The organism is Streptomyces sp. V2I9 (assembly GCF_030817475.1).
In the GTDB taxonomy this organism is placed as follows: Bacteria; Actinomycetota; Actinomycetes; order Streptomycetales; family Streptomycetaceae; genus Streptomyces.
Genome location: NZ_JAUSZJ010000002.1, coordinates 1,857,663 through 1,870,081, shown reverse-complemented (window position 1 = coordinate 1,870,081; position 12,419 = coordinate 1,857,663). Strand labels below are relative to the sequence as shown.

The window sequence follows — 12,419 nt, the reverse complement described above, 5'->3', positions numbered from 1 at the left end:
CGGTCACGGTCGGTGTTCGCGCCGTCCGCCAGGAGAGGCCGCTCATCCTTCCGGATCGATTCGGGCCCCGGCCCGCGCGGGCGGCTGGCATCAGGGGTCCCGTTCCGAGCGAGAGAGAGATCCGCGTGTACGCCATCGTGCGCAGCGGTGGTCGCCAGCACAAGGTTGCTGTCGGCGACATCGTTGAGGTTGACAAGATTTCCACTGCCAAGGTTGGCGACACGGTCGAGCTCTCGACCCTGCTCGTTGTCGACGGTGACGCGGTCACCAGCGACCCGTGGGTGCTCGACGGCATCAAGGTCACGGCCGAGGTCGTGGACCACCACAAGGGCGCGAAGATCGACATCCTTCGCTACAAGAACAAGACCGGCTACCGCCGTCGCCAGGGTCACCGCCAGCAGTACACGGCGATCAAGGTCACCGGCATCCCCGCGGCTGCGAAGTAAGGGACTGAGAACACATGGCACACAAGAAGGGCGCATCGTCCACTCGGAACGGGCGCGACTCCAACGCTCAGCGGCTCGGCGTGAAGCGCTTCGGCGGTCAGGCCGTCAACGCCGGTGAGATCCTGGTCCGCCAGCGCGGCACCCACTTCCACCCGGGCACGGGCGTCGGCCGTGGCGGCGACGACACGCTGTTCGCGCTCGCCGCCGGTGCGGTGGAGTTCGGCACGCACCGTGGCCGCAAGGTCGTGAACATCGTTCCGCTCGCCGTCTGAGTTCTTCCCGACGCGCGCAGAACGACACAGCACCTTCCGAGGGCGGACCGCAGCTTTCCCGGTGAACGGGGAAGCGGGTCCGCCCTCGGCGTGTTACGACAGAGACAATTCCGCTTTTCCCGCTGTACCTGGAGGCACTGACCATGACCACCTTCGTGGACCGCGTCGAGCTGCATGCCGCCGCGGGTAACGGAGGCCACGGCTGCGCCTCCGTCCACCGTGAGAAGTTCAAGCCGCTGGGTGGCCCCGACGGGGGCAACGGCGGACGAGGCGGCGATGTGATCCTCGTCGTCGAGCAGGCCGTGACCACGCTGCTCGACTACCACCACCACCCCCACCGCAAGGCCACCAACGGCCAGCCCGGCGCGGGCGGCCACCGCTCCGGCAAGGACGGCCAGGACCTGGTCCTGCCCGTGCCGGACGGCACCGTCGTCCTCGACAAGGACGGGAACGTCCTCGCCGACCTCGTCGGCCAGGGCACCACCTTCGTGGCAGGTCAGGGTGGCCGCGGCGGCCTCGGCAACGCGGCGCTGGCCTCGACCCGGCGCAAGGCTCCGGGCTTCGCGCTGCTCGGTGAGCCGGGGGAGAGCCGGGACATCGTCCTGGAGCTCAAGACCGTCGCCGACGTGGCCCTCGTGGGCTACCCGAGCGCCGGCAAGTCCTCGCTGATCTCGGTGCTCTCGGCGGCCAAGCCGAAGATCGCGGACTACCCGTTCACCACCCTCGTACCGAACCTCGGCGTCGTCACCGCCGGCTCCACCGTCTACACCGTCGCGGACGTCCCCGGACTCATCCCCGGCGCCAGCCAGGGCAAGGGCCTCGGTCTGGAGTTCCTGCGGCACGTCGAGCGCTGCTCGGTGCTCGTGCACGTCCTGGACACCGCCACCCTGGAGTCCGACCGTGACCCCGTCTCCGACCTCGACATCATCGAGGAGGAGCTGCGCCAGTACGGCGGCCTGGAGGACCGGCCCCGCATCGTCGCCCTCAACAAGGTGGACATCCCCGACGGCCAGGACCTCGCCGACATGATCCGCCCCGATCTGGAGGCCCGCGGCTACCGCGTCTTCGAGGTCTCCGCGATCGCGCACAAGGGCCTCAACGAGCTCTCCTACGCGCTCGCCGGAATCATCGCCGAGGCGCGCGCGGCCAAGCCGAAGGAGGAGGCGACCCGTATCGTCATCCGCCCGAAGGCCGTCGACGAGTCGGGTTTCACGGTCACCGCCGAGGGCGAGGACCTCTACCGCGTGCGCGGCGAGAAGCCCGAGCGCTGGGTGCGCCAGACCGACTTCAACAACGACGAGGCCGTCGGCTACCTCGCGGACCGGCTCAACCGCCTCGGCGTCGAGGAAGCCCTGATGAAGGCGGGCGCCCGCGCCGGCGACGGCGTCGCGATCGGTGCCGAGGACAACGCGGTCGTCTTCGACTGGGAGCCGACCGTGCAGGCCGGCGCCGAGATGCTCGGCCGTCGTGGCGAGGACCACCGCCTGGAGGAGCCGCGCCCCGCGGCGCAGCGGCGCAAGGACCGCGAGGCCGAACGCGACGACGCGCAGAAGGAGTACGACGAGTTCGACCCCTTCTAGGGGGCGTCCGGCCCTGACCCGGCGGGCGCTTCCCGGGGGCTTCCGTTCGGATCGGGCCGGGTCGGGGTGCCAGGGACCACGAGCCCGGCCCGATCCGAACGAGAGGTCCTGGCAGCAGGCTTCGCCGGGCCTCTTCCGAAGGCGGCCCCGGAGGGTTCCTCACGGGCGGCCCCGGAGGCCCCACCGGACGGCCCGTCTCCCCGGAGGCGGGCCGTCCGGTAGATTCTGGCCCTGGGCGTCGGCGGTTTCCGCCGGTCACACCGGGTGTACGTGCTGCTCATGTGCCGATTGCGCAACACATCTGTGGGGTCGGTCACCCCGCGCGACACCCGGGAAGCACCCAACATCCCTGGCCAGAGGGTGAACTGCGGGCATCCGCGGGGCGAGCGACGGTCGACGTCCACCTTGCGAGACGGTCACGGAGAGTGCGACCATCACACTGTTCCCCCGTCATAGCAAGGTAGGTCGTCTGTGTCTGTGCCGCATGAAGCCAAGCCCCGGACCACAGCGGTCGTGCTCGCCGGTGGGACCGGCCAGCGCGTGGGCCTGTCGATCCCCAAGCAGCTGCTGAAGATCGCCGGCAAGGCCGTCATCGAGCACACGCTGACCATCTTCGAGAACGCCGAGGGCATCGACGATGTCATCGTGCTGATGGCGCCCGGTTTCGTGCCCGACGTCGAGAAGATCGTCGAGAAGGCCGGACTGACCAAGGTCACCCGCGTCATCGAGGGCGGGAACACCCGCAACGAGACCACCGAGCGCGCCATCGCGGCCCTCGGGGAGGGGCTCGCCGAGGGCGAGGACCGCAACGTCCTCTTCCATGACGCGGTGCGCCCCCTGCTGTCACAGCGTGTGATCAAGGACTGCGTGGACGCCCTCGACCGCTACCAGGCCGTCGACGTCGCCATCCCCTCCGCGGACACGATCATCGTGACCCGCACGCACGGCGAGGACGGCGAGTTCATCACCGACGTCCCCGACCGCTCCCGCCTGCGCCGCGGCCAGACCCCGCAGGCGTTCAAGCTCTCCACGATCCGCAAGGCGTACGAGATCGCGGCGGGCGACCCCAACTTCCAGGCCACCGACGACTGCTCGGTGGTCCTGCGCTACCTCCCCGACGTGCCGATCTACGTGGTCGCGGGCGACGAGTACAACATGAAGGTGACCCAGCCGGTCGACGTCTTCATCACCGACAAGCTCTTCCAGCTGGCCTCCACCGCGGCCCCCCGCCAGGCCGACGAAGCCGGCTACCGGGAGCTGCTCACCGGCAGGACGCTCGTCGTCTTCGGCGGTTCGTACGGCATCGGCGCCGACATCGCGTCCCTGGCCGAGAGCTACGGTGCCAAGGTCTACGCGCTGGGCCGCTCCACCACGGGGACGCACGTGGAGAACCCGGAGCACGTGGACGACGCGCTCTCCACGGCGTACCGCGAGACCGGGCGGATCGACTACGTCATCAACACCGCGGGCGTGCTGCGGATCGGCAAGCTGGCCGAGACCGACAACACGACGATCCAGGAAGCCCTGAACGTCAACTACCTGGCGCCCGTCCAGATCGCCCGCGCCTCGTACAAGTACCTCGCCGAGACCAAGGGCCAGTTGCTGCTCTACACCTCCAGCAGCTACACCCGCGGCCGCGCCGAGTACAGCCTGTACTCCTCGACCAAGGCCGCCATGGTCAACCTCACCCAGGCGCTCGCCGACGAGTGGGCGGGGGAGGGCATCCGGGTCAACTGCGTGAACCCGGAGCGGACGGCGACGCCGATGCGCACCAAGGCGTTCGGCCAGGAGCCCGAGGGATCGCTGCTCTCGTCGGAGGCCGTGGCACGCACCTCGCTGGACGTCCTGCTCTCCGCGCTGACCGGACACGTCATCGACGTACGGCAGCAGGACCCGACGGCGGGGGCCGCCGAGTCCTCCGGGTTCGAGCAGGCACTGGCGTCCGTGCTGGACCGTCAAGCAGATGTGTAATAATTCTTGACAAATGTGCTTTTACGGGCCTCTGTTGTCGCTTTGCGCGACGGCAGAGGCCCGAATGCGTGAAGCCGCACCTTCACATTTCCGCCAATACGTGAATCAACCGGCACCCCCTGGAGCAGGTTCTTCGTGATCTCGACAGCCATTCGCCTGGCCCGTGTGGGCAGCAGGTCGGAACTGGCGGCAGCGTTGTTGATGGGGCTGGGATACCCCTGCGTCATGCTCGCCGCGCTCATTCCCCACATCTGGTTCTTCGCGGCGGCCGCCGCCGTCACGTACGTGGCCGACTGGTACCTGCACCAGAAGGGGAGCTATCTGGTCAACCGCCTCGGCAAGGTGCGGGCCGGGCTGTCGATCCGCTTCCTGCTGCGGCAGTTGATGGTCATCCTGCTGCTGGCCCGCCTGGACCTCGCCGAGTCGCCGCTGTTCTACGCGGCGGTCGCCTGCTTCCTGCTCTTCTACGGGCTCCAGGCTCCGCACGGCGCGCTGACGACGCTGATCCGGATGCGCCGTACGATGCCGGTCGTCACCCGGAACGTGGACCTGCACGCGGTCCGCATCCCCGACGCCCCACCCGGCGCGCTGGTGCGGCGCTCCGCCGAGAAGATGCTGCACCTCGACATCCCGGCCGTGGCGGGCGTCCTGATCGCCGCCGGCACCGGTGACGACCTCATCGGCTTCGCGGGCATCGGCCTGACGCTGCTGCTGGCCCTGCTCTACCTCGCGGCGCTGATCCCGTACGTACGCCGCGGCCGGCTGGCGCCCCCGGCCCCTGCCGTGCTCAAAGCCGTGGACACCTGGCTGCGCGAGTACCAGCCGACCGTGGTCCTCTACTTCTCCGGCTCCAACGAGTCCGCCTACCAGGGCAACATGTGGCTGGACACCATGGCCCGCGTCGAAGGCCGCCCGCTGATCATCATGCGGGAGCGCGCCCTCGTCCCGCAGCTCGCCGAGACCTCCGTCCCGGTCCTCTGCGTTCCGGCCGGCACCCATCTGATGAACCTGAACCTCTCCACGGTCCGGGTCTGCCTGTACCCCGCCAATGTCGGAAAGAACATCCACATCCTGCGGGTACCGACGATGAAGCACGTGTTCATCGGCCACGGCGACAGCGACAAGCTCGCCAGCGTCAATCCGTACTCGAAGGTGTACGACGAGGTCTGGACCGCGGGCCGGGCCGGCCGCGACCGCTACGCGCTGGCCGACGTGGGCATCCGCGACGAGGACATCGTCGAGGTCGGCCGTCCGCAGCTGGAGCCCATCAAGAGCTGGACGGGCGCCGTCAAGAACCCCATCCCGACCGTGCTGTACGCGCCCACCTGGGAGGGCTGGGACGACAATCCGGGCAACACCTCCCTGCTGCTGGCGGGCGAGAACATCGTGCGCCGGCTGCTGAACGCCACCGACCCGGTCCGGATCATCTACAAGCCGCACCCCTTCACCGGTATCCGCAGCGGGAAGGCCAAGGCCGTCAACGCCCGGATCCAGGCGATGCTGGAGAAGGCCGCGGCCGAGCGCGCGGCCGACCCCCGCTGGGCGAAGGAGGCGTCCTCGGCCACCGCCGGGCACCGCGCCGCCAAGGCCGAACTGGCCCGGATCGAGGCGCGGCTGGCGGAGCTCGCGACCTCCGGCCACGCGGGCGGCGACGAGGCGGAGGAGTCGCGGATCTCGCTCGCGGACCCGGCCCGCGAGGCGGAGGCCGCCCGGCTGCGGGCCGAGTGGAACGATGCCTACTGGCGTTCCTTCGGCTGGTGGGAGCACCGTACGGTGACCGGCGCGCAGCCCAAGCTGTACGACTGCTTCAACGAGTCCGACGCCATGGTTTCGGACATTTCCAGTGTGGTCTCCGACTTCATCGCGAGCGGCAAGCCGTACGCGGTGACCGACTCGGCGGGGGTCGGGGCCGAGGAGTTCAAGCGGCAGAACACCGCCGTGCGCGCCGCGGTCGTCCTGTCCAACCAGGCCGAGGAGCTGGACCAGCTGCTGGCCGCGGTGGCCGACCCGGCCGCCGACACCCTGGCGGGCGCCCGCCGCGAGCTGAAGACCTACCTCCTGGGGCCGGACGAGCCGACCTCCATGGAGCAGTTCAACGCCGCCGTACGGGCGCTGGCCGCGAAGGCCGAGGCCCGCAACCTGGCCGTCGCCCAGCGTCTCGGCGACCGGTCCGTGGCCGTGCCGGACGAGGAGGCCGCCACCAGCGGGGCCGGGGACACCGACCCGCAGGCGGTGGCCGCGGCCGAGGCCGCGGCGGACCCCGACGCTCCGGCGGCCGACCCGGAGCAGGCTGAGGTGGAGGCCGCCCTCACCGAGGGGGTCTCACCCTCGCGCTGATCCCGTGCGCGGGCCCGTGCGGCCGGACCCGCGCCCTGGCATCCGTACGTCCGTCCACCGGCATCCGTGCGCCTGTGCGGCGCACGGATGATCGAATAGCTGAAGAGCAGGCAACCTCGAACGCGACCCGTACGTCTCTCCCGGGGGAGGGGTGTACGGGTCGTTCGGTGTCGTAATGCGCAAAAGGGTGCAGAGTCGGGCAACCTTCCCTCTTTCGTGATCAAATCGACAGGTGCGCATGCCCGACTTGCCCAGGACGAACGACGAGCCCGATGTCAGTGTGATCATCGGAGCCTATGACGCGATGCCCTACCTGGTCCGGTGCCTGGAGTCCGTCGAGGCACAGACCATCGGCGCCGACCGCATGGAGATCGTCGCGATCGACGACGGCTCCACCGACGGCACCGGCGACTTCCTGGGGGAGTTCGCCGCCCGGACCGCGATCCCCATGAGAGTCGTCCGGCAGGAGAATTCCGGGGGGCCCAGCGGCCCGCGCAACCGGGGCCTCGGGCTCGCCCGCGGCCGGTACGTCTTCTTCCTCGACGCGGACGACCACTTCGGCGAGGAAGCCCTGGAGCGCATGGTCGCCATGGGGGACCGGGCGGGCACGGACGTGATCCTCGGGAAGATCGTCGGCGTCAACCGGGGGGCCGCGAAGTCGATGTGGAAGGAAACGGTCGAACGCGCCGACCTGTTCTCCTCCAACGTCAAGTTCACCCTGAGCGCGCAGAAGCTGTTCCGGCGCGATCTCCTCGTCCGCCTCGGCATGGCCTTCGACGAGAAGCTGAAGACGGGCGAGGACGCCCTGTTCACGATGGAGGCGTACCTGCGCGGCAACGGGATCTCCGTCGTCGCCGACTACACCTGCTACTACCTGGTGGGCCGCGAGGACCGCAACCAGATGACCAAGAAGGGCGGCTACAAACGCCGCTTCGACTCGGCCCGCGCCCTCATGGGGCTCATCGCCGAGCACGTGCCACCGGGCCCCCGGCGCGACGCCCTGATGGTGCGGCCCTTCGTCATCACCCTGCTGCCCCAGTTCGGCCCCGGCCTGGTCAAGCAGAAGCCCGAGGTCCAGGAGCGGAAGATGGCGCTCGCCGCCCCCCTCATGAAGGCGTACTGGACGCCCGGCCTCGGCCGCAACCTCAAGGTGAACGAACGGCTCCGGCTGATGTGCGTGGCCGAGGGCCGGCTCGACCTGCTCCTGGACATCGCGGCCTTCCTGCGCGCCGAGGAGGAGCCCGAGGTGGTCCGCCGGGGGAACCCGCCCCGCCTCCACCTCGCCTATCCGCACTTCGGCGAGGACGCCGTCCTTCCGGACCGGGCCTACGAGGTGACCGTCACGGAGTGGGTCGGCGGCCGCAGGATCGATCCGCCGCGGAAGCGGCCCCGCGCCTCCTTCGCCCGGCGCGCGGTCCGCAAGGCCCGCCGCACCGTGCTCGGCGTCCTGCGCGCCCCCCGCGCGCACCGCGCCTGACCGGCACCCGCCGGCGGCCGGTCCGGCGGCCCCCGGCCGGATCATCCGCGGGGGAGCGCTCGAACGCCCCTCCCCGCCCCGGCGGCCGCCGGGGCGGGTTCGTCCTGTGAGAGGTGTCACGTCATACTGTGGGGCAACCATGAGACGGTTGGAGACGTCTCATTAACGCCCCGTCCTGCTGGGGTTCATCATCTGCACGTCCCCCCGGAAAGGCCCTTCCCCCGTGGCGTCCCTCGAAGCGATCCCCGACGAGCTCAGCCGGCTCATGAAGTACTTCCCGGAGACTCCGGTCGAGGAGCGCCCCGAGTTCCACCGGGCCGCCAAGGACTTCCTGGACCGGGCCGCCCCCAAGGTCGTACGGCAGTTCTCGCCGATGGCGCGGGTCAAGTGGCACCTGGCGGCCAGCGGCCGCGGTGATGAACTGGCCGAACTGCTGCACTACGAGCGGGAGAACCCCGGAGCCTTCTCCGTCCGCGGCCTGCGGCGCGCCCGCATCGAGCTGCCCGGCGTCGAGAGCTCCTCGCTCCCCTCCTCGGTGCGCAACTTCAACCGCAGCGAACTCCCCGTACGCGGCAAGCTCCTCGATCTCGTCTGGGAGGGCGGCAAGCTCCTTGTCAAGGGCTACGCCTACATCCCCAACGTTCCCTCGGCCACCGGCAAGCGCTCATTGCGCGTCGCCGTGCTCCGCCGCCAGGGCAGCCGCTCCACCCTCCCGCTGCGTCTGCGCACCGTCCAGGAGCCCCGCGCCACCACCGAGGCCAAGGGCGCCCTGCACAACTACGACTGGTCCGGCTTCGAGATCGGCATCGACCCGTCCCGCCTCCGCGTCCGCGGCCAGTGGCAGTCCGGCACCTGGCGCCTGGGCGTCGGCATCCCGCGCCCCGGCGGCATGTCGGTCGGCAGCATCACCAAGAACAGCGCGGGCGCGGCCGGACACAGCTTCACCCGCGTCCTGGACGACGGCGTCCGGCTCGTCGCCGGCTTCGACCGCAACCGCCTCAAGCTCTCCGTGGACGTCGTCCCCGCCGAGGTCATCGGCCAGGAGGGCGACGGCGAGGGCATGACCGTCACCCTGCGCTCCCGCGTCACCACCCCGGCGGGCAAGTACCCCACGGCCCTGCGCATCGACCACGAGGCGAGCGGCTTCACCACCGACCTCCCGCTCCAGCAGGGCGAGACCGGAGCCGACGGCTGGCTGCGCCACACCGCCCGCCTCGACTTCGCGGACCTGCCCGCCGACGGCGTACGCCCCGGTAAGGCCGTCAAGTACCGCACCCAGATCGTCTTCGCGGACGGCACCACCCGCCGCGCCACCAACGGCGCCGCGAACGTCACCGGGGTCCACCCGCTGCCCGAGAACCGCGAGCTCGCGATCCTCACCGACGGCGCGGGCAACTTCACCCCGCAGCTGCGCACCGTCCAGCCCCTCGTCGACGGCGTCGAGTGGACCGCGGACGGCGAGCTGGTCCTCTCCGGCGTCTACACCGGTCCCGCAGAGCAGATGAAGATGGTCCTGCGCCACACCGGCCGCAACGAGGACCGCCCGCTGCCCGTCGAGTTCGCCGACGGCCGCTTCACCGCCCGGCTGCGCCCGGACACCATGCCCACCTACGAGGGCACCGTGTCGCTGCGCGCCGGCCGCTGGATGCCGCGCCTGCGGCTGCGCACCGAGTGGGACCACACCCGCGACGTGCCCGTCACGATCCGCCCCGACCTGGTGGACACGCTGCCGCTGTCCCACCGGGGCGAGCACCGCACGTACACCGTCGAGCGGCTCGACTTCGACCGGATCTTCGTCGAGTCCGGCCCGGTCCTCGCCCCGGAGCTGCGCGGCGCCTACCGCCAGCGCCTCCTGCGCGACGTCTACACCCCTGAGCAGCGCAAGCTGCCGCTGCGCGAGGCCGTGCTCTACAACAGCTTCGGCGGCAAGCAGTTCTCCGACTCGCCCCGCGCGGTCTACGAGGAGCTCAAGCGCCGCGGCACCGACGTCGAGCACATCGCGATGGTCCACGACCAGCAGGTCGTGCTGCCGCCCGGCGTCCGGGGCGTCGAGTGGGGCAGCAAGGAGTGGTACGAGGCGCTGGCCCGCAGCCGGTACGTCGTCACCAACGGCGGCATCCGCGAGTGGTTCGTCCGCCGCGAGGGCCAGGTCGTCGTCCAGACCTGGCACGGCACCCCGCTCAAGCGCATCGGCGCCGACCTCCTCGGCACCCCCAAGGCGAACCTGGCCTACATCGCGAGCCTCCCGCAGCGCTCGCGCCAGTACAGCCTGTTCATCACGCCGAACGCCTTCACCACCCCGATCATGACCAACTCCTTCCGCCTCCAGTGCGAGGTCCTGGAGGCGGGCTACCCGCGCAACGACGTCTTCCACGCCCCCGACCGCGTCAAGCGCGCCGCGGCCGTACGGGAGAAGCTCGGCATCCCCGCGGGCAAGAAGGTCGTCCTGTACGCCCCCACCTGGCGCGACGACCAGCGCTACGGCGGCCGCCGCTTCAAGCTCGACAACCAGATCGACGTCGAGGCCGCCCGGCGTGAGCTCGGCGAGGACCACGTGCTGCTCTACCGCAAGCACCACAAGGTCCTCGACTCCATCCCCGGCGCCGGACAGGGCTTCGTCTGGGACGTCACGTACTACCCGGACATCGCCGACCTCTACCTGATCGCCGACGTGCTGATCACGGACTACTCCTCGGTGCTGTTCGACTTCGCGCACTCCGGGCGTCCGATGCTCTTCTTCACGTACGACCTGGAGCACTACCGCGACACCCTGCGCGGCTTCTACTTCGACTTCACCTCCCGCGCCCCCGGTCCACTGATCAAGACCTCCGAGGACCTGGTCTCCGCGATCCGGAACATCGACGCGGTCAGCGAGGAGTACAAGGAGAAGTACGCCCAGTTCCGGGTCGACTTCTGCGAGCCCTCCGACGGCCGCGCCGCCGCGCGGGTCGTCGACCGGATGCTCGCGATCAAGGACGAGCAGCAGCCTGGCTGAGCCCACCGGCCGCCCGCGCCCCCGTCCACAACCCGCCACCGGCCGCCCCTGCGGCGTCCACCGGGCGGAACGGACGGGCGGCGCGGGCGGCCCCTCGCGTACTGTGCTGTGCCGGGGGCGGCACGCAGGCCCTCGTCGGACACCGGGGCGATCCAGAGCGAGGAAGCACGTGACAGAGCAGAGGCCGTCACACCGCGGGGCGGCGGTGACCGGCGCCGGCAGGATCGTCGTCAAGGTCGGCTCCTCCTCGCTCACCACCGCCTCCGGCGGCCTCGACGCCGACCGGGTCGACGCCCTCGTCGACGTCCTCGCCAAGGTCAGGGACGGCGGCGAACGTGAGGTCGTCCTCGTCTCCAGCGGAGCCATCGCCGCCGGACTCGCCCCGCTCGGCCTCGTCCGCAGGCCCAAGGACCTGGCCCGCCAGCAGGCCGCCGCCAGCGTCGGCCAGGGCCTCCTCGTGGCCCGCTACACCGCCTCGTTCGCGCGCTACGGCGTCCGCGTCGGCCAGGTGCTCCTCACCGCCGACGACACCAGCCGCCGCGGCCACTACCGCAACGCCTACAGCACCCTGGACAAGCTCCTGGAGATGGGCGCGGTCCCCGTCGTCAACGAGAACGACACGGTCGCCACCGACGAGATCCGCTTCGGCGACAACGACCGGCTCGCCGCCCTCGTCGCCCACCTCGTCCACGCCGACCTCCTCGTCCTGCTCTCCGACGTGGACGGCCTCTACGACGGACCCCCCGGCACCCCCGGCGCCTCCCGGATCGCCGAGGTCACCGGCCCCGACGATCTGGCCGGTGTCACCATCGGCAGCGCCGGGAAGGCGGGCGTGGGCACCGGCGGCATGGTCACCAAGGTCGAGGCCGCCAACATCGCCACCGCCGCCGGGGTCCCCGTGGTCCTCACCTCCGCCAGCCGGGCCGCCGACGCCCTCGCGGGACGCGACACCGGCACGTACTTCCACCCCACCGGCCGCCGCTCCGCCGACCGGCTCCTGTGGCTCGCCCACGCCTCCACCCCGCAGGGCGCGCTCACCCTCGACGCCGGTGCCGTCCAGGCCGTGGTGGAGCGGCGCACCTCGCTGCTGCCCGCCGGGATCTCGGCCGTCGAGGGCGAGTTCAGCGCCGGTGACCCCGTCGAACTGCGCGACCCTCAGGGCGCCCCCGTCGCCCGCGGGCTCGTCAACTTCGACGCGAAAGAGATCCCCCAACTGCTCGGCCGCTCCACGCGGGATCTGGCCCGCGAACTCGGGCCCGCCTACGAGCGCGAGGTCGTACACAGGGACGATCTCGTCATTCTCACGCCGCGCCTCACCCCCTGAAACGGCTGAAAGTCCAG

At 70.7% G+C, this 12,419-nt stretch carries 8 protein-coding genes; all 8 read left to right on the top strand.

Annotated features, from left to right (window positions below):
- Nucleotides 1–125: 125 nt before the first annotated feature.
- The 8 genes from rplU to proB all read left to right on the top strand — a co-directional run bounded on the left by rplU (nucleotide 126) and on the right by proB (nucleotide 12,402).
- A complete protein-coding gene (gene rplU / locus QFZ71_RS08405) occupies nucleotides 126–446 on the top strand; it encodes a 50S ribosomal protein L21 (RefSeq protein ID WP_018487143.1) in 321 nt (106 codons plus the stop codon).
- A 14-nt stretch (nucleotides 447–460) separates the two neighbouring features.
- Nucleotides 461–718: a 50S ribosomal protein L27 gene (rpmA, locus tag QFZ71_RS08400; RefSeq protein ID WP_026291105.1), complete on the top strand. Its 258-nt coding sequence runs from the start codon at nucleotides 461–463 to the stop codon at nucleotides 716–718.
- A gap of 143 nt (nucleotides 719–861) precedes the next feature.
- Nucleotides 862–2,298 carry a GTPase ObgE gene (obgE, locus tag QFZ71_RS08395; RefSeq protein WP_307667631.1) on the top strand — a complete coding sequence of 479 codons (1,437 nt, stop codon included), beginning with the start codon at nucleotides 862–864 and terminating at the stop codon, nucleotides 2,296–2,298.
- Between the two features lie 471 nt (nucleotides 2,299–2,769).
- Nucleotides 2,770–4,269: a bifunctional cytidylyltransferase/SDR family oxidoreductase gene (locus tag QFZ71_RS08390; protein WP_307667630.1), complete on the top strand. Its 1,500-nt coding sequence runs from the start codon at nucleotides 2,770–2,772 to the stop codon at nucleotides 4,267–4,269.
- 135 nt (nucleotides 4,270–4,404) lie between these two features.
- Nucleotides 4,405–6,606, top strand: coding sequence for a hypothetical protein (locus tag QFZ71_RS08385; RefSeq protein WP_307667629.1), 2,202 nt, complete (start codon nucleotides 4,405–4,407; stop codon nucleotides 6,604–6,606).
- 238 nt (nucleotides 6,607–6,844) lie between these two features.
- Entirely contained in the window at nucleotides 6,845–8,083 is a 1,239-nt protein-coding gene (locus QFZ71_RS08380) for a glycosyltransferase family A protein (protein WP_307667628.1), read from the top strand.
- A gap of 223 nt (nucleotides 8,084–8,306) precedes the next feature.
- The gene (locus QFZ71_RS08375) at nucleotides 8,307–11,078 is read left to right on the top strand and encodes a CDP-glycerol glycerophosphotransferase family protein (protein WP_307667627.1); all 2,772 of its coding nucleotides are present in this window, start codon (nucleotides 8,307–8,309) and stop codon (nucleotides 11,076–11,078) included.
- 169 nt (nucleotides 11,079–11,247) lie between these two features.
- Entirely contained in the window at nucleotides 11,248–12,402 is a 1,155-nt protein-coding gene (proB, locus tag QFZ71_RS08370; RefSeq protein WP_307667626.1) for a glutamate 5-kinase, read from the top strand.
- Nucleotides 12,403–12,419 lie beyond the last annotated feature (17 nt).

What these genes read in the sequence shown, in the direction of transcription:
- rpmA (WP_026291105.1), top strand. Translation starts at nt 461, where the DNA reads ATGGCACACAAGAAGGGCGCATCGTCCACTCGGAACGGGCGCGACTCC.
- obgE (WP_307667631.1), top strand. Translation starts at nt 862, where the DNA reads ATGACCACCTTCGTGGACCGCGTCGAGCTGCATGCCGCCGCGGGTAAC.
- QFZ71_RS08380 (WP_307667628.1), top strand. Translation starts at nt 6,845, where the DNA reads ATGCCCGACTTGCCCAGGACGAACGACGAGCCCGATGTCAGTGTGATC.